At 69.8% G+C, this 25,623-nt stretch carries 21 protein-coding genes; 3 read left to right on the forward strand and 18 right to left on the reverse strand.

The window, feature by feature from the left end:
- Nucleotides 1-367: 367 nt before the first annotated feature.
- The 3 genes from HN013_RS27610 to thyX form a co-directional block, all read right to left on the reverse strand.
- A complete protein-coding gene (locus tag HN013_RS27610) occupies nt 368-2,053 on the reverse strand; it encodes a ribonuclease J (protein WP_171170938.1) in 1,686 nt (561 codons plus the stop codon).
- A 172-nt stretch (nt 2,054-2,225) separates the two neighbouring features.
- The gene (dapA, locus tag HN013_RS27615; RefSeq protein ID WP_171170940.1) at nt 2,226-3,125 is read right to left on the reverse strand and encodes a 4-hydroxy-tetrahydrodipicolinate synthase; all 900 of its coding nucleotides are present in this window, start codon (nt 3,123-3,125) and stop codon (nt 2,226-2,228) included.
- A gap of 187 nt (nt 3,126-3,312) precedes the next feature.
- Complete coding sequence (gene thyX / locus HN013_RS27620) at nt 3,313-4,083, reverse strand: FAD-dependent thymidylate synthase (protein ID WP_171170942.1); 771 nt, start codon at nt 4,081-4,083, stop codon at nt 3,313-3,315.
- A gap of 183 nt (nt 4,084-4,266) precedes the next feature.
- Between thyX and HN013_RS27625 the strand changes: the two genes are divergently transcribed.
- Nucleotides 4,267-4,503, forward strand: a complete 237-nt coding sequence (locus tag HN013_RS27625) for a hypothetical protein (protein WP_171170944.1) — start codon at nt 4,267-4,269, stop codon at nt 4,501-4,503.
- An 88-nt stretch (nt 4,504-4,591) separates the two neighbouring features.
- On the opposite strand, the gene HN013_RS27630 is transcribed toward HN013_RS27625, so the two are convergent.
- The 6 genes from HN013_RS27630 to eccD all read right to left on the reverse strand — a co-directional run bounded on the left by HN013_RS27630 (nt 4,592) and on the right by eccD (nt 11,688).
- Nucleotides 4,592-5,053 carry a hypothetical protein gene (locus HN013_RS27630; RefSeq protein WP_171170946.1) on the reverse strand — a complete coding sequence of 154 codons (462 nt, stop codon included), beginning with the start codon at nt 5,051-5,053 and terminating at the stop codon, nt 4,592-4,594.
- A gap of 6 nt (nt 5,054-5,059) precedes the next feature.
- Nucleotides 5,060-5,812, reverse strand: a complete 753-nt coding sequence (gene dapB, locus HN013_RS27635; RefSeq protein WP_171170949.1) for a 4-hydroxy-tetrahydrodipicolinate reductase — start codon at nt 5,810-5,812, stop codon at nt 5,060-5,062.
- Nucleotides 5,813-5,867: 55 nt separating this feature from the next.
- Complete coding sequence (locus HN013_RS27640; RefSeq protein ID WP_171170951.1) at nt 5,868-7,247, reverse strand: pitrilysin family protein; 1,380 nt, start codon at nt 7,245-7,247, stop codon at nt 5,868-5,870.
- The gene (locus HN013_RS27645; RefSeq protein WP_171170953.1) at nt 7,244-9,466 is read right to left on the reverse strand and encodes a polyribonucleotide nucleotidyltransferase; all 2,223 of its coding nucleotides are present in this window, start codon (nt 9,464-9,466) and stop codon (nt 7,244-7,246) included. Before HN013_RS27645 ends, HN013_RS27640 begins: the two co-directional genes overlap by 4 nt.
- A gap of 284 nt (nt 9,467-9,750) precedes the next feature.
- Entirely contained in the window at nt 9,751-10,038 is a 288-nt protein-coding gene (gene rpsO, locus HN013_RS27650) for a 30S ribosomal protein S15 (RefSeq protein ID WP_171170962.1), read from the reverse strand.
- A 180-nt stretch (nt 10,039-10,218) separates the two neighbouring features.
- Nucleotides 10,219-11,688 (reverse strand): type VII secretion integral membrane protein EccD, encoded by a 1,470-nt coding sequence (eccD, locus tag HN013_RS27655; RefSeq protein ID WP_171170963.1) that lies wholly within the window; start codon nt 11,686-11,688, stop codon nt 10,219-10,221.
- 203 nt (nt 11,689-11,891) lie between these two features.
- Here eccD and eccCa point away from each other — a divergent pair, with 203 nt between their 5' ends.
- Complete coding sequence (gene eccCa / locus HN013_RS27660; RefSeq protein ID WP_171170965.1) at nt 11,892-15,851, forward strand: type VII secretion protein EccCa; 3,960 nt, start codon at nt 11,892-11,894, stop codon at nt 15,849-15,851.
- 48 nt (nt 15,852-15,899) lie between these two features.
- Here eccCa and HN013_RS27665 read toward each other — a convergent pair whose 3' ends face one another.
- Genes HN013_RS27665 through HN013_RS27685 form a run of 5 tightly spaced genes read right to left on the reverse strand, consistent with a single transcriptional unit; the run spans nt 15,900 to nt 20,525 of the window.
- Nucleotides 15,900-16,859, reverse strand: coding sequence for a contact-dependent growth inhibition system immunity protein (locus tag HN013_RS27665; RefSeq protein ID WP_171170967.1), 960 nt, complete (start codon nt 16,857-16,859; stop codon nt 15,900-15,902).
- The gene (locus HN013_RS27670) at nt 16,852-17,865 is read right to left on the reverse strand and encodes an SUKH-3 domain-containing protein (RefSeq protein ID WP_171170969.1); all 1,014 of its coding nucleotides are present in this window, start codon (nt 17,863-17,865) and stop codon (nt 16,852-16,854) included. Before HN013_RS27670 ends, HN013_RS27665 begins: the two co-directional genes overlap by 8 nt.
- Nucleotides 17,862-18,251, reverse strand: a complete 390-nt coding sequence (locus tag HN013_RS27675) for a YwqJ-related putative deaminase (protein ID WP_171170971.1) — start codon at nt 18,249-18,251, stop codon at nt 17,862-17,864. Before HN013_RS27675 ends, HN013_RS27670 begins: the two co-directional genes overlap by 4 nt.
- A complete protein-coding gene (locus tag HN013_RS27680; protein WP_171170973.1) occupies nt 18,244-18,717 on the reverse strand; it encodes an SUKH-3 domain-containing protein in 474 nt (157 codons plus the stop codon). Before HN013_RS27680 ends, HN013_RS27675 begins: the two co-directional genes overlap by 8 nt.
- A 29-nt stretch (nt 18,718-18,746) precedes the next feature.
- The gene (locus tag HN013_RS27685; protein WP_171170975.1) at nt 18,747-20,525 is read right to left on the reverse strand and encodes a YwqJ-related putative deaminase; all 1,779 of its coding nucleotides are present in this window, start codon (nt 20,523-20,525) and stop codon (nt 18,747-18,749) included.
- Between the two features lie 230 nt (nt 20,526-20,755).
- On the opposite strand from HN013_RS27685, the gene HN013_RS27690 reads away from it, so the two are divergent.
- Entirely contained in the window at nt 20,756-20,986 is a 231-nt protein-coding gene (locus tag HN013_RS27690) for a DUF397 domain-containing protein (RefSeq protein WP_171170977.1), read from the forward strand.
- Between the two features lie 761 nt (nt 20,987-21,747).
- On the opposite strand, the gene HN013_RS27695 is transcribed toward HN013_RS27690, so the two are convergent.
- The 4 genes from HN013_RS27695 to HN013_RS27710 form a co-directional block, all read right to left on the reverse strand.
- The gene (locus tag HN013_RS27695) at nt 21,748-23,112 is read right to left on the reverse strand and encodes a S8 family serine peptidase (protein WP_312018730.1); all 1,365 of its coding nucleotides are present in this window, start codon (nt 23,110-23,112) and stop codon (nt 21,748-21,750) included.
- A 38-nt stretch (nt 23,113-23,150) separates the two neighbouring features.
- Nucleotides 23,151-24,650: a WXG100 family type VII secretion target gene (locus HN013_RS27700; RefSeq protein WP_171170978.1), complete on the reverse strand. Its 1,500-nt coding sequence runs from the start codon at nt 24,648-24,650 to the stop codon at nt 23,151-23,153.
- Nucleotides 24,651-24,668: 18 nt separating this feature from the next.
- Nucleotides 24,669-25,100, reverse strand: coding sequence for a hypothetical protein (locus HN013_RS27705; RefSeq protein WP_171170980.1), 432 nt, complete (start codon nt 25,098-25,100; stop codon nt 24,669-24,671).
- Nucleotides 25,101-25,278: 178 nt separating this feature from the next.
- Entirely contained in the window at nt 25,279-25,569 is a 291-nt protein-coding gene (locus tag HN013_RS27710) for a WXG100 family type VII secretion target (protein ID WP_171170982.1), read from the reverse strand.
- Nucleotides 25,570-25,623 lie beyond the last annotated feature (54 nt).

Genomic DNA, 25,623 nt, shown 5'->3' on the forward strand with positions numbered 1-25,623 from the left:
TCGGGCTTTCCTCCGGGCGCTTCCCTCCGGTATTTCGTGTTTCCAACCCTACCAGATCCGTTTCCCGTTCCGTTTCCGGTTCGGAATCCATTTCCGGCCCCCTGTCGGAGCGGGGTTTTCGCCTTCTTGCTTTCGCTTTCCGGCGATTCCGACTTTATCAGATTCGATCCAGTCGGATTCTCCGACCGCCTGCCGGGCCCCCGTGCGCGCCGAAGCGCTACACAGTTCCCGTCGCGGTGGAGCCGTAAACGTACTGGACGGCCGCGCCCGGATGCAAATCGAGGCCGGGGCGGCCGTCCGTACGACTGACGCTGCGTCAACGCGCCGCGCGTGGGCGGGCGTCGACCGGACGTCGGTCAGGTGCTGGTCAGACCTCGACGACCACGGGAAGGATCATCGGGCGCCGGCGGTACTGGTCGGAGACCCAGCGGCCCACCGCGCGCCGGATCAGCTGCTGGAGCTGGTGCGGCTCGGCGATGCCGTCCGCGGCGGCCTTGGCGATGGATTCCTCGATCTTGGGGACCACCGCGTTGAACGAACTGTCGTCGATGCCGGAGCCGCGGGCCTGGATCTGCGGCCCGCTGACGACCTTGCCCGTCGTGGAGTCGACGACCACGAAGACGGAGATGATGCCTTCGTCGCCGAGGATGCGGCGGTCCTTCAGGGAGGACTCCGTGACGTCGCCGACCGAGAGGCCGTCCACGTACACGTAACCGGCCTGGACCTTGCCGACGATCTTCGCGGAGCCGTCGACCAGGTCGACGACCACGCCGTCCTCGGCGATCACGATGTGGTTCTTCGGGACGCCGGTGAGGGCGCCGAGCTCCGCGTTGGCGCGCAGGTGGCGCCACTCGCCGTGCACCGGCATCAGGTTCCGCGGCTTGCAGATGTTGTAGAAGTACAGCAGCTCGCCCGCGGAGGCGTGACCGGAGACGTGGACCTTGGCGTTGCCCTTGTGGACGACGTTGGCGCCCCACCGGGTCAGGCCGTTGATCACGCGGTAGACCGCGTTCTCGTTGCCCGGGATGAGGGACGACGCCAGGATCACGGTGTCGCCCTGGACGATCCGGATCTGGTGGTCGCGGTTGGCCATCCGGGACAGCGCGGCCATGGGCTCGCCCTGGGAGCCCGTGCAGACCAGCACGACCTCCTCGTCCGGCAGGTCGTCGAGGGCCTTGACGTCGACGACGAGGCCCGCCGGCACCTGGAGGTAGCCCAGGTCACGGGCGATGCCCATGTTGCGGACCATGGAGCGGCCGACGAAGGCGACCCGGCGGCCGTACTCGTGGGCGGCGTCCAGGATCTGCTGGATGCGGTGCACGTGGCTGGCGAAGCTGGCCACGATGATGCGCTTCTGCGCACCGGCGAAGACCTGGCGCAGCACGTTGGAGATGTCGCGCTCCGGCGGGACGAACCCGGGGACCTCCGCGTTGGTGGAGTCCACCAGCAGCAGGTCGATGCCCTCCTCGCCGAGCCGCGCGAAGGCGGGGAGGTCGGTGAGGCGGCGGTCCAGCGGGAGCTGGTCCATCTTGAAGTCGCCCGTGTGGACGACCATGCCGGCCGGGGTCCGGATGGCGACGGCCAGGGCGTCCGGGATGGAGTGGTTGACCGCCACGAACTCCAGGTCGAAGGGGCCCACGCTCTCGTGTTGGCCCTCGATGACCTCAAGGGTGTACGGGCGGATGCGGTGCTCCTGGAGCTTCGCCTCGATCAGCGCGAGGGTCAGCCGGGAGCCGATCAGCGGAATGTCCGGCTTCTCGCGAAGCAGGTAGGGGACGCCGCCGATGTGGTCCTCGTGGCCGTGCGTGAGCACGATGCCTTCGATGTCGTCGAGACGGTCCCGGATGGACGTGAAGTCCGGCAGGATCAGATCGACTCCGGGCTGCTCCTCCTCGGGGAAAAGCACTCCGCAGTCGACGATCAGCAGACGGCCGCCGTACTCGAAGACCGTCATGTTCCGGCCGATTTCACCGAGGCCGCCGAGCGGGGTGACGCGCAGGCCGCCCTCGGGCAGCTTCGGCGGGGGACCGAGTTCAGGGTGCGGGTGGCTCAAAAGACTCTCCTCACCACGCACGCCATATGTCCCGGGGACACATGGCGCGCATGACATTCGTGCACTTGCAGTTGTTGGTTAGCAGTGTTCAGTTGTGATGCCGTTGTTCAGTTGTGAAGTCTGTGTGCGGCCCGTCGCGGTGGGTCACGCGGACGGTCGGAGCACCCTCTGCCTAGAGCTGTACCCCGCCGGCCGCCAGATCGCGCTTGAGCTGTTCGGTCTGCTCCGGTCCGAGCTCGACCAGCGGGAGCCGCAGCGGCCCGGCGGGCAGGCCCAGGAGGGCGAGGGCGCGCTTGGTGGTGATCACGCCCTGGGTGCGGAAGACGCCGGTGAAGACCGGCAGCAGCCGCTGGTGGATCGCCGTCGCCTTGGTGACGTCGCCGGAGAGGTACGCCTCCAGCAGGGTGCGCAGCTCGGGGGCGACGAGGTGGCCGACCACGGAGACGAAGCCCGCCGCGCCCACGGAGAGCAGCGGCAGGTTCAGCATGTCGTCGCCGGAGTACCAGGCCAGTCCGCTGCGGCTGAGGGCCCAGCTCGCGGCTCCGAGGTCACCCTTCGCGTCCTTGTTGGCGACGATACGGGGGTGCTCGGCGAGCCGGACCATCGTCTCGGTCTCGATCGCGGTACCGCTGCGGCCCGGGATGTCGTAGAGCATCACCGGGAGGCCGGTGGCGTCCGCGATCGCTGTGAAGTGTTGGTACAGGCCCTCCTGCGGGGGCTTGTTGTAGTACGGCGTCACGGCCAGGAGGCCATGGGCACCGGCCTGCTCCGCGGCGCGGGCGAGCTCGGTGCTGTGCCGGGTGTCGTTGGTGCCGGCTCCGGCCACCACATGCGCCCGGTCGCCGACGGCCTCCACGACCGCCCGTACGAGATCGGCTTTCTCCGCGTCGCTGGTGGTGGGCGACTCACCGGTGGTGCCGTTGACGACGAGGCCGTCGTTGCCTGCGTCGACCAGGTGGGCGGCGAGGCGCTGGGCGCCATCGAGGTCGAGGGCACCGTCGGAGGTGAACGGGGTGACCATCGCGGTCAGGACACGTCCGAAGGGCGTCTGCGGTGTGGAGATCGGAGCCATGGGGGCCACGCTACTCGTTGCTCACCGTGAGGTACTCCCTCGGGGAGTGTGCAATGGATCCCGGCACTGCCTGCTCGGGGGTTCAAACAGTGCCGGGTCCGTTTATTCAGCCTAAATGAAGAGGTCGAAAGGTCGCAATACGGACAACCTGCCCTCGGTGTCCACGCACCTCACGCGACCGCCCGGGTCACGGAGCGACACGGCCGTTCTTGTTGAAGGCGGCGTAGGTGAGCGGCATGAGCTTCGCCCACTCCGCCTCCATCTTCTCGCCGACCATCTCGATCTCGCGCTGCGGGAAGGACGGGACGGCGGCCAGCTCGTGCTGGGTCCGCAGGCCGAGGAAGTGCATCAGCGAGCGGGCGTTGCAGGTGGCGTACATCGAGGAGAACAGGCCGACGGGCAGGACCGACCGGGCGACCTCGCGGGCGACGCCGGCGGCCAGCATCTCCTGGTACGCCTCGTAGGCGTCGCGGTAGGCGCTCTCCATGGCGCGGGTGGTCACCTCGTGCTGCGCCTCGGTGCCCTCGACGAAGACGTACTTGCCCGGGCGGCCCTCCTGGACCAGCTTGCGGTCCTGGCCGGGGACGTAGAAGACCGGCTGGAGCTCCCGGTAGCGGCCCGACTCCTCGTTGTACGACCAGCCCACCCGGTGCCGCATGAACTCGCGGAACACGAAGATCGGGGCGCTGATGAAGAAGGTCATCGAGTTGTGCTCGAAGGGGCTGCCGTGGCGGTCCCGCATCAGGTAGTTGATGAGCCCCTTGGACCGCTCCGGATCCTTGGTGATCTCTTCGAGGGACTGCTCACCTGCCGTGGAGACACGGGCCGCCCACAGCACGTCGCTGTCGGCGGCGCTGTGCTTGACCAGCTCGACGGTCACATCGCTGCGGAACGTCGGCTTGTCGGTCGTCACGTCCTCGGTGGTGCTCTCGGTCACCGCGGGTCCTTCCAGTCGCATTGCTCGGGCGCGCCCAGCCTAAGGGCCACCACTGACAGCCGGGCCGCACGCGGCACGCTCCGTGCGCGTCCGGCGACCCGGATTGAGATTTTTCACAGAAGTCACAGAAATCGGGCACCGGAGAGGGCGTTCGAACGTCTTCCTGTGTGACAGCCCACTTCGAGGTTCCTAGGAGAGCTCTTCATGTTTGGCCGGCGAGAGCCCGTACCGTTCGCCTTCGTCGCCGACGCCGAGCGGTATCGCAGCAACGTCACGCCGCCCCGCAACCGCGCCAGCCGCTCACAGGTGGTCGGGCGGGTGCTCATGGGGCTGACGGTCACCGCCGGGCTGGTCGGAGCACTTCTGTTCGGCCTGCCCGCGATGGACACCAGCGCGCAGAAGACGCAGCACTCACAGAGCTCGCAGGCGTCCACCCGCTGAGCACGGACCACCTGTCCGCCCAGGGAAGGGCCCGGTCACCCGACCGGGCCCTTTCCCGTGGGCCGTGGGCCCGTAGGCCCGTAGGTGCTCACCGCGCCTCCGCGCGGACCGGCTTCCCGTCGTGCAGCGCGATGGCCCGCTGCATGGCCTTGCGGGCCCGCGGGGTGTCCCGCGCGTCGTGGTAGGCCACGGCGAGCCGGAACCAGGTGCGCCAGTCCCCCGGCGCGGCCTCCGTCTCGGCCCGGCGGCGGGCGAACACGGCGTCGGCCGAGTCCCGGTCCACCCGGCCGCTCGGCGTCCGCTCCAGCTCGTCGACGGGCAGGCCGCCCTCCGCCTCCAGCTCCCGTGCCAGGCGGTTGGCGTCCCGCGCGAACTTGGTGGTCTGGTAGAGGAACCAGGCCCCGATGAACGGCAGGACCAGGACGGCGACACCGAAGGTGACCGTGATCGCCGTGCCCTGCTGGACCAGCATGACGCCGCGGCTGCCGACCAGGACGAAGTAGACGACCAGGACGGCGGCCAGCCCGAAGTAGACGATCTTCGCTCGCATGGTCGCTCAGCCCAGATCCAGGAAGTGTTCGAGGCCGAAGGTCAGCCCCGGGGTCTCCGGCACCCGGCGGGCGCCGAGCAGGATGCCCGGCATGAAGCAGCTGTGGTGCAGCGAGTCGTGCCGGATGGTGAGGGTCTCGCCGGTGTCGCCGAGCAGCACCTCCTGGTGAGCCAGGAGGCCGCGCAGCCGGACGGAGTGCACGGGCACCCCGTCGACGTCGGCGCCGCGGGCGCCGTCCAGGGCCGTCGTGGTGGCGTCGGGCTGCGGGGCGCAGCCGGCCTCGCGCCGCGCGGCGGCGATCAGCTGGGCGGTGCGGGTGGCGGTGCCGGAGGGGGCGTCCGCCTTGTTCGGGTGGTGCAGCTCGACGACCTCGACCGATTCGAAGAACCGGGCCGCCTGCCGGGCGAAGGTCATGGTGAGCACCGCGCCGATGGAGAAGTTCGGAGCGATGAGCACGCCGGTCGACGGGGAGGCGTCGAGCCAGGAGCGGAGCCGGGCGAGGCGGTCCTCGGTCCAGCCGGTGGTGCCGACGACGGCGTGGATGCCGTTGCGGACGCAGAACTCCAGGTTGTCCATGACGGAGTCGGGGTGCGTCAGCTCGACCGCGACCTGGGTGCCCGCCGCCGGCAGGGCCTCCAGGCCGTCGCCACGGCCCAGCGCGGCCACCAGCTCCATGTCGTCGGCGGCCTCGACGGCCCGGACGGCCTCGGAGCCGATGCGGCCCTTGGCTCCGATGACCGCCACGCGCAGCTTGCTCATCGTTCCTGCTTCCTTCAGCGGTGACATACGGACTCCGGCGGAGACGCCGGAGACACTACGAAACGGCCTCGTGCAGGCGTGCGGCCTGCTTGTCCTTCAGCGGGCCGATCACGGACAGCGAAGGACGCTGTCCCAGTACATCGCGGGCCACCGCGCGGACCTCGTCCGGGGTGACGGCCGAGATGCGGGCGAGCATGTCGTCGACCGACATCTGTTCGCCCCAGCACAGCTCGCTCTTGCCGATGCGGTTCATCAGCGCGCCGGTGTCCTCCAGGCCGAGGACCGTGGAGCCGGCGAGCTGGCCGACGGCGCGGCCGATCTCCTCGTCCGACAGGCCCTCGGAGGCGACCAGGTCGAGCTGGTCGCGGCAGATCCGCAGTACGTCGTGGACCTGGCTGGGGCGGCAGCCGGCGTAGACGCCGAAGAGGCCGCAGTCGGCGAAGCCGGAGGTGTAGGAGTAGACGGAGTACGCGAGGCCGCGCTTTTCCCGGACTTCCTGGAAGAGCCGCGAGCTCATGCCGCCGCCCAGGGCCGTGTTGAGCACGCCGAGCGCCCAGCGGCGCTCGTCGGTGCGGGCCAGGCCCGGCATGCCGAGGACGACGTGCGCCTGCTCGGTCTTGCGGCCGAGCACCTCGACCTGTCCGGCCGTGCGGATCGTCCGGGAACCGGAGCGGGGGCCGACCGGCGTGGCGTCCGTGCGGGACAGCGCGCCGGCCCGTTCGAACGCCGTCCGCACCTGGCGGACGACCTTGGCGTGGTCGACGTTGCCGGCGGCGGCGACGACCAGGCGGGTCGGGTCGTAGTGCTTCTTGTAGAAGCGCGCGATCTGGTCGCGGCCGAGGGCGTTGATCGTGTCGACGGTGCCCAGGACCGGACGGCCGAGGGGCGTGTCGCCCAGCATGGTGTGCGCGAACAGGTCGTGCACGCAGTCGCCGGGGTCGTCCTCGGTCATGGCGATCTCTTCGAGGATCACCCCGCGCTCGGCGTCCACGTCCGCCGCGTCGATCAGGGACCCGGTGAGCATGTCGCAGACGACGTCGATGGCCAGCGGCAGGTCGGTGTCGAGGACACGCGCGTAGTAGCACGTGTACTCCTTGGCCGTGAAGGCGTTCATCTCGCCGCCGACCGCGTCGATGGCGGCCGAGATGTCCAGCGCGCTGCGCTTGGCGGTGCCCTTGAAGAGCAGGTGCTCCAGGTAGTGGGTGGCGCCGTTGAGCGTCGGGGTCTCGTCGCGGGAGCCGACGTTGGCCCAGATGCCGAAGGTGGCGGAGCGTACGGACGGCAGGGTCTCGGTGACGATCCGCAGGCCGCCCGGGAGGGTGGTCCTGCGGACGGTGCCGATGCCGTTCTCGCCCTTGAGAAGCGTTTGGGTACGGGCGACGGCCCGCCCCTCCGAGGAGGTGCGGGCCGTCTTCCGTGTACTACGGGACGTCACTTGGCGGACTCGTCCTTGGTCTCGGCGGTGTCGTCGTTCTCACCCTCGATCACGGGGATGAGGGAGAGCTTGCCGCGCTGGTCGATCTCGGCGATCTCGACCTGGACCTTGGCGCCGACCCCGAGCACGTCCTCGACGTTCTCCACGCGCTTGCCACCGGCGAGCTTGCGGATCTGCGAGATGTGCAGCAGGCCGTCCTTGCCCGGCATGAGGGAGACGAACGCGCCGAAGGTAGTGGTCTTGACGACCGTACCCAGGTAGCGCTCGCCGACCTCCGGCATGGTCGGGTTGGCGATGCCGTTGATCGTGGCACGCGCGGCCTCGGCGGCCGGGCCGTCGGCGGCACCGATGTAGATGGTGCCGTCGTCCTCGATCGTGATCTCGGCGCCGGTGTCCTCCTGGATCTGGTTGATCATCTTGCCCTTGGGGCCGATGACCTCACCGATCTTGTCCACGGGGATCTTGACGGTGATGATCCGCGGGGCGTTCGGGGACATCTCGTCCGGCGTGTCGATGGCTTCCATCATCACGTCGAGGATGTGCAGCCGGGCGTCGCGGGCCTGCTTGAGGGCCGCGGCCAGGACGGAGGCCGGGATGCCGTCCAGCTTGGTGTCCAGCTGGAGGGCGGTCACGAACTCCTTGGTGCCGGCGACCTTGAAGTCCATGTCGCCGAAGGCGTCCTCCGCACCGAGGATGTCGGTGAGGGCGACGTAGTGCGTCTCGCCGTCGATCTCCTGGGAGATCAGGCCCATGGCGATGCCGGCGACGGGGGCCTTGAGGGGCACACCGGCGTTCAGCAGCGACATGGTGGAGGCGCAGACCGAGCCCATGGACGTCGAGCCGTTGGAGCCGAGGGCCTCGGACACCTGACGGATCGCGTAGGGGAACTCCTCGCGGGTCGGCAGGACCGGCACGATGGCGCGCTCGGCGAGGGCGCCGTGGCCGATCTCGCGGCGCTTGGGGGAGCCCACCCGGCCGGTCTCGCCGACGGAGTACGGCGGGAAGTTGTAGTTGTGCATGTAGCGCTTGCGGGTCACCGGGGAGAGGGTGTCCAGCTGCTGCTCCATCCGGAGCATGTTCAGGGTGGTGACGCCCAGGATCTGGGTCTCGCCACGCTCGAACAGCGCGGAACCGTGCACCCGCGGGATGGCCTCGACCTCGGCGGCGAGCGTACGGATGTCCGTGACGCCGCGGCCGTCGATGCGCTTCTTCTCCTTGATCACGCGCTCACGGACCAGCTGCTTGGTGAGCGAGCGGTACGCGGCGGAGATCTCCTTCTCGCGGCCCTCGAACTCCGGCAGGAGCTTCTCGGCGGCGAGCGCCTTGACGCGGTCCAGCTCGGCCTCGCGGTCCTGCTTGCCCGCGATGGTCAGCGCGGAGGAGAGCTCCGGGCGGACGGCGGCGGACAGCGCCTCCAGGACGTCGTCCTGGTAGTCGAGGAAGACGGGGAACTCGCCGGTCGGCTTGGCGGCCTTGGCGGCGAGGTCGGCCTGGGCCTTGCAGAGCACCTTGATGAAGGGCTTCGCGGCGTCCAGACCGGAGGCGACGACCTCCTCGGTGGGCGCCTCGGCGCCGCCCTTGACCAGCTGGATGGTCTTCTCGGTGGCCTCGGCCTCGACCATCATGATCGCGACGTCGCCGTCCTCCAGGGCGCGGCCGGCGACGACCATGTCGAAGACGGCGTCCTCGAGCTCGGTGTGCGTCGGGAACGCGACCCACTGGCCGTTGATCAGCGCGACGCGGACGCCGCCGATCGGGCCGGAGAAGGGCAGACCGGCCAGCTGCGTGGACGCGGAGGCGGCGTTGATCGCCACGACGTCGTACAGGTGGTCGGGGTTGAGCGCCATGATCGTGGCGACGACCTGGATCTCGTTGCGCAGGCCCTTCTTGAAGGAGGGGCGCAGCGGGCGGTCGATCAGGCGGCAGGTGAGGATCGCGTCCTCGGAGGGCCGGCCCTCACGACGGAAGAAGGAGCCGGGGATCTTCCCGGCGGCGTACATGCGCTCCTCGACGTCGACGGTCAGCGGGAAGAAGTCCAGCTGGTCCTTGGGCGTCTTGGAGGCGGTGGTGGCCGACAGCACCATGGTGTCGTCGTCCAGGTACGCGACGGCGGAGCCGGCGGCCTGCTTGGCCAGGCGGCCCGTCTCGAAGCGGATGGTGCGGGTGCCGAAGGCGCCGTTGTCGATGACGGCCTCGGCGTAGTGGGTCTCGTTCTCCACCAGGGATATCTCCTCGTCGGATCCATGTGCCGCCCCCGCCCGTGTGGCGGGGACGGTGGTGGAGGGCGCGCTGTGCTCTGTGCGGGCCGGTCTTCGATCGAAGCACCCGGAATTCCCCGTTCCGGGGGCCACTACCGAGGACCGGCGGAGAGGCGGCGCTCCTCCTCGTGTTCGTTATGCCGTGCGTTGTGCCGTTGTGGGACCAGAGTACAAAGCTTCCGTCTCCCACGAGATACGCAAAGGGAGCGGCCCCCAAAGGTGGGAACCGCTCCCTTCACCACGTCTTACTTGGCGCCGGCGGCACCGCGGCGGATGCCGAGGCGCTCGACCAGGGCGCGGAAGCGCGTGATGTCCTTCTTCGCCAGGTACTGCAGCAGGCGGCGGCGCTGGCCGACCAGGAGCAGCAGACCACGGCGGGAGTGGTGGTCGTGCTTGTGCGTCTTGAGGTGCTCGGTCAGGTCCGAGATGCGACGGGTCAGCATGGCGACCTGGACCTCGGGGGAGCCGGTGTCGCCCTCCTTGGTGGCGAACTCGGACATGATCTGCTTCTTCGTAGCGGCGTCGAGCGACACGCGATACTCCTTATGAGTCTCGTTTGGCCACCGAGTGCCCCTGGTCTTGATCTCAGGGGAGCTTCCGTTACTCGGGAGGCGGGGTCCGCTGGGCGCTGTCCCCAGATGCCGCGGAGGGCGGTCCGGAGGCGCGTACACATACGGCCGTCACACAGCGTACCAGCAGCGCCGGCCGGGGCGTCACCCGCTGGTCATGCTCCGGGCCGCGGAGTACACGTCCAGGACCGCGAGGCAGAGCGGCACGAGGGCGAGCAGGAAGGCGCTCTCGGCGAGGTCGGAGAGCCGGCCCCAGAACGGTGACAGGCCCTTCTTCGGGACGATCAGCGCGACGCCGACGACGAGCGCGGCCCCGGCGGCGACGGCCGCCGCCAGCCAGACGGTGTGGACGTCGAGCGGGCCGCGGTCACCCTCCATCACCATCTTGCGGAGCGCCTCGCCCGGCGGGTTCAGGGACAGGCCGAGGACGAGCAGCCCGAGACCGGCGAGACCGGCCGTGAGGACGGCCGCGACCTGGGCGGTGTAGCGGAAGAGGCGGGCGCGCAGCAGCATGGCGGCGCCGGTCGTGAGGGCCAGCAGCTGCCCCCACAGGTCGTGGGAGAAGCCGAGGACGGCGAGCGCGCCGACGACGACGGCCGCGCTGCCGCCGACCAGGCCGAGCAGCATCTCGTGGCCGCGGCGGGCCTGGGCGGCGACGCGGTCCGCGTCCACGGGAGGTCCGGCCGGGGCGCCCGGCTCGCGGTCGGGCTCGTCGGAGGCGGCCGAGCGCGGGGCGGCGTAGCCGATGGGCAGCCGGGCGACGCGGGCGGACAGGCCGGGCAGGAAGGCGATCGCGCCGATCGCGACGACGGCGCAGACGGCGGCGGTGTCGGTGGGGCTCGCCCCGGCGAGGATCGCGCCGAAGGTCGCGAGGGTGCCCACGGCCGAGGCGAAGACGGCGGCGACGAAGGGGGCGTCCCCGCTGGGCATCACCGCGGAGAGCACCACGGAGGCGACGAGGACGGTGACGCAGCCGAGCAGGAACTGGAGGCGGCCCACGCCCTCGCCGTCCCGGAGGGCGATCAGGCCCGATCCGGCGATCATCAGGTGCGGGAGGGCGGACAGGCCCATCGCGACGGACGAGGCCCGGTCGCCGTAGACCCGGGCGCGCACGCCGGAGAGCGCCGTCAGCAGCACGCCGACCGAGGCGGCGATGATGCCGGGCAGGCTGTGCATGTCGTGCCGGACCGGGTCGGCGAACCAGAGGACGAAGCCCAGGAGCACCAGCAGCAGCGAGCCGCCGACCAGGCCGGAGGCGCGCAGCAGCCGCTCGTTCCAGAGGGTGCGGTCACGGGTGACGGCGGACGCGACGGCGTCGGCGACGTCGTCGTAGACGGCGGGCGGCAGCGACTCGGTGAACGGGCGCAGGCGCAGGAGCGCGCCGTCGAGCACACGCTGGGCGCCCAGCGAGCGCGCCGGTTCCAGCACGGTGCCGTCGGTGCCCACCAGGTGGTATCCGGGCGGGGTCGTCCCCCCGGCGGTGTGCCCGGTCAGCCGGAGGATCTCCGGGAGGAGATCGGCGACGGCGACGTCGTCGGGGAGGGCGACGTCGATCCGGCTGTCGGGCGCGACGACCGTCACGCGGCTGTAACCGGTCGTTGTGGTCGAACTCACCTGGAGGGCCCCCTCATTGCGTGCTGTTCCACCCGCCGGTCCCGCGGTGTCCCGCTCGTGGCCCCGCGTGTTGACGGGGCGACACCATACCCGGGACCACCGCTGTGTTATGCACGTAGGATCATCGTCGCGCGGAGGCAGGCCACCACCAGGGGGGTGCCGGTCACAACCGCCCAGCCCGCACGCGAGGGATTGATACGCCGGTGAGTCAGATCGTCGTCAAACGTCCGCCCCGGGTCATGCCGCCCGAGCCCGACGCGGATGAGCTCCAGCTCGAATCCCCTCCCGAACTGCCCCGCGGGCAGCAGGAGGGGATGGCGATGCAGCTCCTGCCCATGCTCGGCATGGGCTCGTCGGTCGTCTTCTTCTTCATGCCCGGCACCCAGCCGTTTATGAAGATCATGGGCGTGATGATGCTGGCGTCGACGGTCGCGATGGCGATCGCGCAGGTCGTCCGCTACCGCAAGGGCACGCAGGGGGCGGCCGCCGACAGCCGGCGCGACTACCTCAAGTACCTGGCGCAGACCCGGCGGAAGGTGCGGCGCACGGCGCGGTCCCAGCGGGACGCCCAGTTCTATCTGCACCCCGGTCCCGACCAGCTGTGGGCGCTGGTCGCCGAGCGCAGCCGGCTGTGGGAACGGCGCATCTCCGACAAGGACTTCGGGCAGGTGCGCATCGGCCTGGGTCCGCAGCAGCTGTGGACCCCGCTGGTGGCGCCGACCACGGCGCCGGTGGACGAGCTGGAGCCGCTGTCGGCCGGTGCCATGCAGCAGTTCCTCGCCACGCACGGTTCGCTGGACGGGCTTCCGGTGGCCGTGTCGATGCGGGCCTTCTACCACGTGGTGGTGTCCGGCGAGGCGGACGCGGTGCGCGGGGCGGCGCGGTCGATGGTGGCCGGGCTGGCAGCCCTGCACTCCCCCGACGACCTCGTCATCGCGGTGGTCGCGGCGCAGGAGGCCGCCCCGGAGTGGGACTGGACCAAGTGGCTGCCGCACACCCAGGCGCCCGGCACGGCCGACGGGGCGGGCACCAAGCGGCTGTTCGGCGACGACCTCCCCGAGGTGGAGGAGCTGCTGGACAGGCGGCTGGAGGGGCGTACACGCTTCAGCCGGGACGCCCAGCCGCTGCTGGACCAGCCCCACGTGGTGGTGGTCCTGGACGGCGGCCTGGTGCCCCCCGAGTCGCTGCTCGCCTCCCCCGAGGGCCTCCAGGGCGTGACCGTCCTGGAGATCGCGCCGGGCGAGGAGGACGAACCGCGCGGCGGGCTGTCCGTCACCGTCAAGCCGGGCAGGCTGCGGCTCGAATCGGCGACCGCCGTCTACCAGGGCGTGCCCGACCACCTGACGGTCCCGGCCGCGGAGGCCCTCGCCCGGCAGCTGGCCCCGCTCTGCGTGGGCAGCGGCGGGGACGACGAGGAACCGCTCCTCGCCAACCTCGACTTCACCGAACTGCTGGGCCTGGGCGACGCCGCCTCGGTGGAGACGGCCACCACCTGGCGTCCCCGGTCCAGGGCCGAGCGGCTGCGGGTGCCCATAGGCGTCGGCGAGGACGGCACGCCCGTCATGCTCGACCTCAAGGAGGCGGCGGAGGACGGCATGGGCCCGCACGGCCTGTGCGTCGGCGCCACCGGTTCCGGCAAGTCGGAGCTGCTGCGGACGCTGGTCCTGGGCCTGGCGGTCACCCACTCCTCGGAGAACCTGAACTTCGTCCTCGCCGACTTCAAGGGCGGTGCGACGTTCTCCGGCATGGCCGAGCTCCCGCACGTCGCCGCCGTCATCACCAACCTCGCCGACGACCTCACCCTCGTCGACCGCATGCGCGACTCCATCACCGGTGAGCTCCAGCGCCGCCAGGAGCTGCTGCGGGCCGCGGGCAACTACGCCAACCTCAACGACTACGAGAAGGCGCGCGCCGCGGGGGCGCCGCTGGAACCGCTGGCCTCACTGGTCCTGGTCATCGACGAGTTCAGCGAACTCCTCACGGCCAAACCGGACTTCATCGACATGTTCATCCAGATCGGCCGCATCGGCCGGTCGCTGGGCGTGCACCTGCTGCTGGCCTCGCAGCGCCTGGAGGAGGGCCGGCTCCGCGGCCTGGACACCTACCTGTCGTACCGCATCGGCCTGCGGACGTTCTCCGCCGCCGAGTCCCGTACGGCGCTGGGCGTGCCGGACGCGTACCACCTGCCGTCCGTCCCGGGCTCCGGGTACCTCAAGTTCGGCACCGACGAGATGACGCGGTTCAAGGCCGCCTACGTCTCGGGCACCTACCGCGACGGCGCCGGCACCCTCACCCGTACCGGGCCGCTGCCCGCCGACCGGCGGCCGGTGCTCTTCACCGCGGCTCCGGTGCCGGTCCGCTACCAGGCGCCGGACCCCGACTTCAGCTACACCCCGGCGCGGCCGGACGACGACGCGCTCGCCGACACCGTCCTCGACGTGATCGTCCGCCGGCTGGAGGGCCAGGGCCCCGGCGCCCACCAGGTCTGGCTGCCACCGCTGAACAACGCGCCCGCCCTCGACCAGCTCCTCCCGCAGCTCACCGCCACCCCCGAGCGCGGGCTGCACTGCCCCGACCCCGCCACCACCGGCGGCCTGCGGGTCCCGCTCGGTCTGCTGGACAAGCCCTTCGAGCAGCGGCGCGACGTCCTGGTCCGCGACTTCTCCGGCGCGGCCGGCCATATGCTGATCGTCGGCGGCCCGCGCTCCGGCAAGTCCACGCTGCTGCGCACGCTCATCGGCGGGTTCGCCCTCACCCACACCCCGCACGAGGTGCAGTTCTACGGGCTGGACTTCGGCGGCGGCGGGATGAGCGCCGTCGAGGGCCTGCCGCACGTCGGCGGCATCGCCTCCCGGCTGGACCCGGAGAAGATCCGCCGGACGGTCGCCGAGGTCACCGGCATCCTCAACCGGCGGGAGGAGTTCTTCCGCGACAACAACATCGACACCATCGCCACGTACCGCCGCCTCCGCGCCGCCGGGCGGCTCCCCGACGAGCCCTGGGGCGACGTCTTCCTCGTCATCGACGGCTGGCAGACGTTCAAGACGGACTACGAGATGCTGGAGCCGTACATCGCGGACATCACCACCCGCGGTCTCGGTCTCGGCGTCCACCTCGTCGTCACCGTCTCGCGCTACATGGAGATGCGCGCCGCGCTCAAGGACCAGTTCCTGAGCCGGCTGGAGCTGCGCCTGGGCGACCCGCTCGACTCCGAACTCGACCGCAAGATCGCGGTGAACGTCCCGGTGGGCGTCCCCGGCCGCGGTATCACCGCCGAGAAGCTGCACTTCCTGGCCGGTCTGCCGCGCATCGACGGCGGTTCGGGCGGCGGCGACGACCTCTCCGAGGCCACCGCCGACTTCGTCAAGGCGGCCGACGAGAGCTGGCCCGGCCCGCACGCCCCGCACGTCCGCATGCTGCCGCGCATGCTCTCCGTCCGCGAACTCCCGGACGGGCACGCCCAGCCGGGCCGCGGCGTGGCCATCGGCCTCGACGAGATGAACCTCGCGCCGGTCTTCGTCAACTTCGACACCGACCCGTTCTTCGCCGTCTACGGCGAGAGCGAGTCCGGCAAGACGGCGCTGCTGCGGCTGCTCATCAAGCAGCTCACCGAGCGGTACACGCCCGAGGAGGCGCTCTTCTGCGTCGCCGACTACCGGCGGAGCCTGCTGGAGTGCGTGCCCGAGCCCTACCTCGTGGGCTACGCCACCACCCAGAACGCCTTCGACGCGTACCTCACCGACATGAACACCCTCATCGGCAGCCGCATCCCGGGTACGGACGTGACCCCGCAGCAGCTCCGGGACCGCAGCTGGTGGAAGGGCCCGCGGGCGTTCATCCTCGTGGACGACTACGACCTGGTCGCCACCTCGTCCGGCAACCCCATGGCCCAGCTGGTGGACAACCTCCCCTACGCGCGCGACGCCGGCGTCAACATCATCCTCGCCCGCAGCAGCGCGGGCGCCGGACGGTCCTCGTACGAGCAGTTCATCCAGCGCTTCAAGGAGCTCGGCGCCCAGGGCGTCCTGCTCTCCGGCAACTCGGGCGAGGGCGAGCTCCTGGGGAGCGTCAAGCCGCGCCCGCTGCCGCCGGGGCGTGGGTTGTTCGTCTCGCGGCGGGGCGGGGCTTCGCTGGTGCAGACGGGGTGGGTGCCTACGGAGTAGGTGACTTGTTGGGGGCTCGGCCCGGCTCTCCTGTCCGGTCCGGTCCGGTTACGGGACGGGCGGGCCCGCCAGCCACTGGGCCAGGGCGGCGTACGCGTCCTCGCCCAGGTGGTGGTTGCCGCTGGGGTGGTGGGAGAAGCAGCGGCCGAGGTCGTCCATGACGATCGAGCTCCCCGCTCGGGGGTCTCCGGCCTTCCGGGTGTCTCCGCCCACCGGGAACAGGCCGCGTCCGAGGTCGGCGGCGAGAGCGGCGATGCCGGCGGCGTCACCCTCGTGGCCGGCCGTCGGGTCGACCGTCCAGCGGCGCTCGGGGTCCTTGGGGTGGACGAGTTCGAGGAGGCCGAAGGAGCGGAGGAAGCGGACGGCCGCCGGGGAGGGCGTGAGGGGGTGCCCCTGCCGGGCGGCGTCACGGACCCGCTCGTCGATGAGGTCCTGGATCCAGGGGCCGGCGTCCCGTCCGGGCGTCCAGCCGTTCGTCCGCAGCCAGTCGGCCAGTCCGGGCGGGGGCGTGGCGGGGAGCAGTCGCGGAGCGGGCACGCCGGGCGGCAGTGCGGCCGTGAAGTGCTCGATGTCGGCGCTCAGGGTGGAGGGCACCTCCGTCAGGGCTTCCAGGACGGCGCAGAGTTCGCGCGCCGACTCCGGTGCGTCGGCCCAGGTCCCGCTTCCTTGTCGGAGTATGGCGCCCAGCAGGGCGTCGTCGGTCCATCGCTCATCCCCGTGGGGCCATCGCTCTTCCGCATCGGGCCGTGGCGCTTCCTCTTCGGCCCGGAGGACTTCCAGGGCGATCGGCAGGAGCCAGGGCACGCCGACGTCCTGGCCGATCAGACGGCGCAGTTCGTCGGCGGTCAGCGTGTTCAGGGGGCGGCGGCGCAGGGCGTGCACGGACCGTACGAGGTGTGTCGCGCCGGGGGCGGGTTCTCCCCAGGCATGGCCCTCCAACTGCTCCAGGGAGCGGGTGCGGTCGGGCGAGGGCCGACGGCGTCGGCCCGGTACGCCGCGGTCACTCATGGCGTGCGGCGGCCTCGGCCGGCGCGCGCTCTTCCGGCGGATCCTCCTGCCGGAGGGGAACGTCGTCGGTGACCAGCCGCTGACCCGCGTACCCCGACAGTTCGTCACGGGCGCCGGCCAGCCCGGCGTCCTTCTCCAGAACGGTCCGCGTCCCCGCCTCCAGCCGCACGGTGAGCCCCTGGGCGCCGGTGCCCTGACGGCCCGCGGAGACCGTGCAGGTGACGCCGGGGGACGGCCGCTTGGCCGAGGTGCCGGGCAGGAGCTCGACGGACTTCTCGGCAGCGCCGAGCGGGATCGATCCCATCGCCTCGCGGACGTCCCGCAGCAGGTGCTCCGCGCTGTCGTCCAGCGAACCGGGCGCGAGCCGGAACACCTCGTCCAGCCGCACCGGGCCGTGTCCGCGCAGACCCACGACGCGGAAGCGGACGGCCCGGGTCGCCAGCAGCCCGTGGCGGTGCAGGACGTAGACGAGGACCATGCCGGTCTTGACCAGGTCCGCCACCACGTCCTCGTCGGGCAGCCGGCCGAGCTGCCAGTGGTGCGCGACCGGCGCCACGCGCCGCGGCGCCCGGCCCTCGGCGAGGGCGATCAGCCCCTCCTCGACCGACTCCCCGAGGATCCACCACCCGCCCGGGTCGACGACGAACAGCCGGCCGTTCTCGTCCACGAACAGCGGCGCTTCGGCATCCGTGGCCCCCAGCGGGAACAGCCGCGAGCCGGTCTCCTTGCCGAACGCGGCCGCCGCGCGGACGGTGAACCGGGCCCGCGCCGGATCGACGACACAACCGGTCGCCGCGACGTCCGTCCCCGGCCCGGCCGGGGGCACGACGAGCCCGTGGAAGGCCCGCAGCGCGCTCTCCGCCGCGGGGAACGGCTCCCACGACTCCGTGCCGTCGGGCGAGACGGTGCTGACGGCCGTCAGCATGGCGTGCAGGGCGTTGTAACCGGCGTCGCGGTCGGGGGACCAGCCTGCCGAAACAAGCACGTCGCATTCGCTTGCGGTCACGGTTGTCTGATCTCCACACCCAGGCGGTTCAGGAGAGCGGTACAGGATCGGCAGGGGAGGGTGCCACGACCGTGCTCCGGATCTCCCTGCTCCCGGACAAGAACTGAGACGATCAACGAGCCTTCGAAGTGCGGCACCGAATCGTCGAGTGTGCTGGACCGACCGTCAGTCCTGACGTCGTCCAGCCCCCACAATTGATCGGACACCAGAGCGGATTCCGCACAACGGCCCAAGAACGACTCACGTTGCTCCACGGGTAGCGCCCGGAAGAATGCACCCACTGCCGGGTGCAGGCGTGGCTCGCCCTCTCCCGCAAGGCTGGTGATGCTGAAGATCTTGCCCTGGATCAGGAGACTGGAGGCGACGCCCGGAACGACCTCAGACATAGAATTCCTCCGCGGCTACGGTCCTGCCCCCGAGTCGGTTTGCGAACATTTCCAAGGCTCCCTCGCCCAGGAAATACGAACCGGAATGATGCAGATAGAAGAACCGGTCGACTTCGTCCACCAGAAGAATTCCCCCCTCGTACGTCTCGTAGCCGACCGGGAACAGGCGCTGCCCGAGGTCATTCGCGAGTTCGACGATATCCTCGGCGTCTTCGTCGTATCCACCGGTAGGATCGAGGATCAGTCGCACACCGGTGGTCTCGGAAATAGGAAGTTCCAGCTTCCCGTACGAGCGAAGAAAAGCCTCGGCCGTCGCGAGCAAGGATAGCGTTTCCCCTTGCTCGCGAAAATCCCGGATGCGTGCCTCGATCAGCACCTCCACCTCGCTCCCCGCATCGCGGCCCTCGAACCAGCCATGAGCCGCCAACCAGGATCCAACCTCTTCGGAAGGCGGTACCGTTGACATCCATGCTCCTCGAACTTCGTTGCTTGCACTCATCTTATGGCCCTGACGCCTAGGCGCGGCAGCATGGTCTCGCAGGAATCGCACGGGCGCTTGTAATCACCGTGCTCAAGAGGTTCCACACCCTTCTGCCGGCCAATCTGCCGGGTGTGCACAACCGCACCGTCCAGCGCATTCCTGGCGTCTTCCGGAGTGCGAATATGCGTCCCATTCGGGTCCATCTGATGTAATCGGTCGGATATGAGGGCCACTTCCGCACAGTTGCCGTGGCCGATTGACTTCGTTCCACGGCCGGCCGCGGCATCGGCCTCGATGTCGTCCAGCGCCTGTTGCACCGCAGGGTGGATCGTGGGCGTCTGGGCCGCGTGTCCGCGGGCCGCCCGGTCGGGCGGAAGGTCCCCGGAGATCTTGAGGCGCTGAAAACTGGTGTGCGACGTGATCACTCCGTTGTGCAGGAGACTGCCTGCGCACCCCGTTTTGACCCTGTCCTTTCCGGGCTCCCTGGGGCCTCTACCCCCGTCGTCCTTCGGCTTGTTCGCCTCGTCAGCACAGACCTTGGACTGGTCGAGGGTAAGACGCTCCTGCTCCTCACGGCTCAGGTGCGAAACGTCCTGTGCGTCCGTACGGTGATGGCGGGTCTCGTTGGCGGTGTGCCCGTGCCAACCCGGCTGAGGGTCCAGCGGACGCCCTCCCGCAGCGCCACCACCCCCACCGTTCCCACCCGGCCCTTTGCCGCCACCCCTACCAGCCCCACTCCCGCCGCCGGAGCCGTCCGCCGGCATCTGGTCGGGGTGGTGCTTCTTGACGCCGTTCATGCTGTCGCGGGCGTGCTGGTCCTGCCTCTTCTGGCTCTTGCCCGCCGCGGTCAGGCCGTCGCCGACATCGTTGAGGTGCTTCCTCAGCTGACCGTGCGCCTCGTCGAGGGACTTCATCGCCTTCTCGGCGACTTCCTCGATCGCCTTGGCCAGGGAACCGCGTCCACGGGTGCGGCCGAAGTGGTTGCGGGAGGTGTGGAGGTGCTTGCCTCCCTTCTCGTCCAGGTGCTTGGAGTGGTCGTGCACTTTGCCGGTGAAGGTGTTGTGCTCGTGGTCGTCGAAGACGAGGTCGGCGCTGCCTCCGCCGCCCCCGCCGGCACTGGCCAGGACGAGACCGCCTCCCGCGCCACCGGCGCTGGCGATCTTGAGGTTGTTCTTGCCTGCCTGGACGGTCTGCTGGAGATTGACGCCGTCCTGGACTCCGAGTCCGTCGGAGACGACCTGGACGATGAGATCGGTGGTCATCGCGTCCAGAGCGGCAAAGACCGGGCCGGTCACCACGGAGAGCACTTCCTGAGCGGCGGCCTCGGCTGCTTCCTTCAGGATGCGCTTGACCACGGTGCGGGTGATCGCGACGCCGCCGATGGCCCCGAGCTCCGACAGGCCCAGGGTTAACGGTGCCGCGGCCTGAGCCGCCGCCACCTCCGTCGCCAGAATGCCCAGTTGGACGATGGCCGCCCCCTTGGCGCCCGCGACGACGACCGCCGCCCCGTCCATGGCACCCGCTAACAGACGGGCGCCCTCCGCGAGGTTGTGCAGGTGCTTGCCGTTCAGCTTGCGGACGTGCGCCTCGATCGCCGCCGTCATCTCACCGCGGTTGGTGGAAATGAGGCGGTTCAAGGCCACGTTGGAGTCGCCGCGGCCCGTGTCCACGTCCTTGGCGAAACCCCGGAGCGACTTGGCCATGTCGCGGTAGTCGTCTTCGTCCACGTTCGGCCAGTTGACGCCGATAAGGTCGAGCACGAAGACCAATTTGTCCGGAAGGACAACCCCCATCTCAGCTCCCCCGTCAATGAACCGTCAGAAATCGAGCTATCCGACTGTAGGCAAGATCCGGTTGATCCTCAATTTCCTTACCCGTGGCGGATCGCACACTTCCGCATGGCCACGGCACCTCTTCCCCGAAGGCCCGGTCCGGCACGCCCGGTGGCCGGTAGCCTGACCGCGGGTCAGGCGGTTCGTGGACCCGCGGTGTTCGTCATCCGTGCTGAAAGGAACTCCCCCTGATGGCTACCCAGCGTGAGACGGAAGAGCTGTACGCCATGGACATCTCCGGCGTCGAGTGGCTCAGCGCTCCCGACAACCCGACCAAGGAGCGAGTGGAGATCGCCTACCTCCCCGGCGGCGCCGTCGCCATGCGCAACTCCGAGGACCCCGACACGGTGCTCCGGTACACCGCGAGTGAATGGCGCGCCTTCGTCCTCGGCGTGCGGGACGGCGAGTTCGACATCACCTGAGTCCGGTCCGCATCGCGCGCAACACGCAGCGGCCCCTGCCGCCTCCTCGGGGAGGCGCGGCAGGGGCCGCTGCGTTGCTCTGCCCCGACGGGCCATGACCGGCCCGGCGGGTCCGCCGGGGTGCGGGAGGGGGCGGGGCGGGCGGGGCGGATGGTTCAGGTGGCGGGTGTTCGGCCGTCTACCGGTCTCGTCGTTGCGCACGTTCAAGATGGCCGGCTACGGGACGGGGGCGGCGGGGGTTGTCGGTCGACTGCGGCATCCTGGGTGGCCGGGGTGATGTGGCGGGTGGGGCGTGGGCTGCTGGCAGGGTGGGGCTCAACCGGAACCGGTGGATCGGGGCGGGATTTTGGTCCCACACGCCGTATTTCGCGCCCCGATCCACCACTTTCCGTCCCACCGCCCCGGAAGCCGCCCCACCGGACCGGAAGCCGGACGACCGGCCCCGGCCAGGCGCCCGCCTCCCCGTAGCCCGCCGCTTCTGGACCCACGCAACGACGAAACGGACGGCCGGGCAAGCACCCGCCGCGTAAACCCCCACCGCTGCCGCCCGGCCCGAGCCACCACCGGCCTGACAGCCAACAACCGGCCCCCGCCCCCGCTCCGCGTAGCCGGCCGCCTTGACCCGCGCGACGACGAGACGGCCGGACGGCTCTGGACCGGTTGCCCGGCAGGGCCTCCGCGTGTCGCGTAGGGCACTGGCTGCGTCTCGGACCTACCTGCGGGCGGCGGCATCACGAGCCGTCAGGAACACACGGCCTGGGTCAGGATGCGCCCGGAGGACGAGTTCCCGGGGGCGACTGCGGCGGATACGGCGGCTCGACCGGCGTCGTGCTGCCATACATCCCCATCCCGCTGCCCGAACCGGCCACCCCGGCCGCCTGCTGCTGCCGCGCCCGCGCCGCCCTCGCCTTGCGATTACGGCGCCGGATCAGGAGCGCGAGCAGTACTGCCCCCGGCAGAGCTATGGCCGCCACCCCGCCGATGATCCAGGGCAGGTTGTCGTCCTCGTCCTTGGACTTGCTCTTCTTCCCCCACGCCAGAGCCGGCGCGTGCGTGACCGGAGCGCTCGGAGCTCCCTCCTTCGCGGAGGGCTTCGCGGCGGCCACGAGCGGGTTGACGTCGGGCGGTCCCGGGTTGCCCTTGTTCTCCAGGACATTCATCCGGGGACGGATCGTGCCGTAACCGACGTATTCACTGGGCACCTTGCCGTGCGTGGGCCGACCGGCGGTGTCCAGCAGGACGCGCAGGACCTGGTTGCCGGTCCACGTCGGGTGCAGAGACCAAACCAGGGCCGCACTGCCGGAGGCCACGGCAGTGGCCTGACTAGTTCCCTTGCTACGGCAGTAACCCGTCTTCCCGTCACACACCGTGGGAATGTCGAGACCTGGAGCGGATAGGGCTACCTGCGGGCCGTGCGTCGAAAACTTACCCATCTTCAGGTGCGAGTCGAGAGCGGTAACTCCCACGACGCCTCGTGTCGCCCCCGGGTAAGAGGCGATATTGGTCTCGCTGCCGTCATTCCCCGCAGCGGCGAAAAGGAGCTTGCCACGCTTGATGGCATAGTCCACTGCGCGCTGGATTTTCGCTTGGCTCTTGCCGTCTGTTGACGCCGCGTCGACACCGATGGACATGCTGATGATCTTCGCGTCGCTATCTGCTGCGTATCTGACGGCATCGGCGATAGGGTCTACGCTCCCCACTCCCAAGCCTGTACTCACCTTTATCGGGAGAATGCGGGCTCCCGGCGCGAGGCCCATGACTTGCATGTCGCTCCGGCCGTCACCGGCAATGAGGGTCGCCATCGCGGTGCCATGAGGTTCGCCGCCTCCGCGGCCGTCCTTGCCCTCTTCTCCGAAGGAGAAGCTCTTTCCGGGGAGCACTCTCCCCCTCAGCTCCGGCTGAGAGGCCCGGACACCGGTATCCACTACCGCGACGGTGACGCCTTTGCCCGTGGTCTTTTCCCACATGCGCTCGGCCTGCATCGTCTCCAAGTACCACTGACCATCACGGACGGTCTCGGCACTCGCGGAAGGAGCAGCGAGCCCACCGGTGGCGAGCAGAGAACTCAAGGCGGATGCCACAACCAGTACTCGGCGGCAAGCGCCTGTCATCTTCGTCTTGTTCACGTGTTCTCTGCTCACCATCCGGCGTCGCGTACGAGGTTCTACTCGATCACGGGAGGAACGTTGTCCGCTCCACCCACAGTCCAGGTTTCCTCATCCTCGGTCAGGTATCCGGGGCCGTCGGGTCGCTTGCGTTCCTTCTCCGCTCCACGACCCGCAACTCCGGCAGCACTCCCCCCACGGACGAGCCCGCTGCCGCCCGGAGTGAATTCGCGTCCTGCCCCCTGCGAACCCGAGGGAGCTCTCACGACACCACCGGGCTGCGACGCGAACCGCTTCGCAGTACCACCGGGCCCCAGGGAAGGAGAGCCCGTCCCCATGGCCCCCGGCATCCCCATCATTCCACGGCCCATTTGCTGTGGTTCGCCACCGATGACCGTCCCACGAGGAACTCCCCGGCCGGCCCCGGCACCCGGGCCGGTCGAAGGGGTACCGCCGATGATGCCGGTGTCGGTTCGCGGCACAGCCGGCACCTTCCCGACCCCGGGGACGCCGAAACGACCAGGGTCGATGGCACTCCTTCCAGGCCTGCCGGTGTTCACCGGTGAGGTCGGCGGGACTCCCGGTCCGTTGGGAACTCCGGGGTGGTTCCGACCAGGAAGCGGGTATCCAGGCACCCCCGGCGCTGTCGGCAGCGGTGGAACGGACCGCGTGTGGTCGGGCGGTACGGGCGTCCCTGGGCCGGACGGGATGGTCGGTGTCGGTGTCGGCGTCGGGACCGTGGGCACGGACGGTCCGCTGTCGATGCGAGTGCTGCCGTTGCCCTGGCTGGAATCCGAGCCATCGTGACCGTGTGCCGGAACGTGCACCGGTCCGGTCCCGGAGTCGCCGTGAACCGGCGGCGGAACCTGCGTGCCCGACGGGTCGGGATAGGCCGCCCCGGGCGTGTGCGGTACCGAGTTGCTACCGCCTGCGGAACCAGCACCGCCCGCCCCCGGACCGTAGGACGACTGACTGGCGGGTCCCCCGCCGGAGCCGCCGCCCGAGGGGCCGTACGGCTCGCCCCATTCGAGACCCCCGTCCTTGACACCTGTCTGGACCGGCATCGGCCGGAACTCCGGTACCTCCAGCCCCTTGATCGTCGTCGCCGCCGCCTGGCACGTCGAAGCTGCCCTCCGCACGTGAGGCATCACCTTTTCGCGCTTGGCCTCTACCGTCTTCAGGCGGTCTTTTTCCTTGTCCGCGTCGGCATAGCACTGCCCGACCGCCTCGGGCGGCGTGTCGGAGATCTGCCGTACGGCATCCTGGACGTCGTTGCCGGCCGAGACCATGTGCTCGCCTGTCGTCCCGGCGACATGGGCAAGCTTGATGATCTGCTTGGCGAAGGCGTCACCCCACTCGCGGAAGGCGTCGCCTCCCTGGCCCTTCCACTCGGTCCGGCCGACGTGTCCCTTGAGCTCGTTGCCGATGCTCTCGATCTCCGTCTTGGCATCCTTCAGGGCCTGGCCCTTGCTGCACAGTTCCTGGCCCTTGGCCTGAATGAAGGAGTAGTAAATGCCCTCGTAGGACATGTTCTCCACACTGGTGGAACCATCACTCATGATCTACCTCCCCCGACGTCATGACGTGGCCTGGTCGGAGGACTCCTGTCCCCCACCCTGGTCGGACTCTCCGGGCTTTCCGTGCTTGTTCCGCTCGTCCTGCTGCTTCAGCTTCTGCTGCTGTTCCCAGTTCTCGATGGACCGCTTCTGGATGGCTGCGAGCCGTTTCGAGTGCTCCTGGTCGGTGTTCTTGTAGTCGCCGTCCGCCATGCCGACCGCGAGACTCATGGCCTCCAGCTGGTCGCCCAGCATCTGGGAGAGAAGTTCCAGCCGCTGATGGACCCTGTCGTACTCCTTCGACAGGGCCTCCGCCTCATGGAAGCTTCCGAACGCCTCCTTGCTGACCTTCTGGTCGGCGATGTGCTTGTGCGAGGCGGCAGACTTGTCCATCTTGCCGAGGAGGCGGTCCACTCGCTTTTTCAGGCCCTGGAGGTTGTCGTCGTCACCCACATCCAGATCCGACGAACTGCCACTGCCGCCGCCATGCTGTGCCGGATCCCCGGATCCCACGAGTCAGCCCCCTGATACATCAATGCGCTTGAATAGTGAACTCTGCAAAAACGTCCGCGGGCGCAGGGTGCGGAGATCCGCATCCGCACCCACGGACGGAAAACAGTGTGAGGACGCCTCAGCGGAAGCGGTTCGCAGCTTTGTGGTCGACGTCGAAGTAGCCATGGGAGGCGTCGAGCAGCTTGGCGGCGATCGCCAGGAGCGTTTCGTGCATGTCCTGGACGTTCGAGCCCCAGTTCCTGTGACGTTCGTGGAAGAGCCTGCTGGCCTCACCCTGCCAGTTGCTGACGACGCTGTTGACGCGCCTGTCCAAGGCATCCAGCTCGTTTTTGATTTTGGTGGCCTCGCCCTTCACGTTCGTTGAGGCGCTCTCCAAGCCGGCGTACGTGACCCTGATGTGGTTGTCCATAAGTAATCTCCTCCTGGCGGGTCCTGAAGCGATGGGCTGGCGCGGAAACCTGGT

Source organism: Streptomyces sp. I05A-00742, assembly GCF_013055795.1.
In the GTDB taxonomy this organism is placed as follows: Bacteria; Actinomycetota; Actinomycetes; order Streptomycetales; family Streptomycetaceae; genus Streptomyces.

Excerpts from the sequence above, each read along its gene's own strand:
- dapA (WP_171170940.1), bottom strand. The coding sequence starts at position 3,125 with ATGGCTCCGATCTCCACACCGCAGACGCCCTTCGGACGTGTCCTGACC.
- thyX (WP_171170942.1), bottom strand. The coding sequence starts at position 4,083 with ATGCGACTGGAAGGACCCGCGGTGACCGAGAGCACCACCGAGGACGTG.
- HN013_RS27625 (WP_171170944.1), top strand. The coding sequence starts at position 4,267 with ATGTTTGGCCGGCGAGAGCCCGTACCGTTCGCCTTCGTCGCCGACGCC.
- HN013_RS27630 (WP_171170946.1), bottom strand. The coding sequence starts at position 5,053 with ATGCGAGCGAAGATCGTCTACTTCGGGCTGGCCGCCGTCCTGGTCGTC.
- dapB (WP_171170949.1), bottom strand. The coding sequence starts at position 5,812 with ATGAGCAAGCTGCGCGTGGCGGTCATCGGAGCCAAGGGCCGCATCGGC.
- HN013_RS27665 (WP_171170967.1), bottom strand. The coding sequence starts at position 16,859 with ATGAGTGACCGCGGCGTACCGGGCCGACGCCGTCGGCCCTCGCCCGAC.
- HN013_RS27675 (WP_171170971.1), bottom strand. The coding sequence starts at position 18,251 with ATGTCTGAGGTCGTTCCGGGCGTCGCCTCCAGTCTCCTGATCCAGGGC.
- HN013_RS27680 (WP_171170973.1), bottom strand. The coding sequence starts at position 18,717 with ATGTCAACGGTACCGCCTTCCGAAGAGGTTGGATCCTGGTTGGCGGCT.
- HN013_RS27685 (WP_171170975.1), bottom strand. The coding sequence starts at position 20,525 with ATGGGGGTTGTCCTTCCGGACAAATTGGTCTTCGTGCTCGACCTTATC.
- HN013_RS27690 (WP_171170977.1), top strand. The coding sequence starts at position 20,756 with ATGGCTACCCAGCGTGAGACGGAAGAGCTGTACGCCATGGACATCTCC.
- HN013_RS27700 (WP_171170978.1), bottom strand. The coding sequence starts at position 24,650 with ATGAGTGATGGTTCCACCAGTGTGGAGAACATGTCCTACGAGGGCATT.
- HN013_RS27710 (WP_171170982.1), bottom strand. The coding sequence starts at position 25,569 with ATGGACAACCACATCAGGGTCACGTACGCCGGCTTGGAGAGCGCCTCA.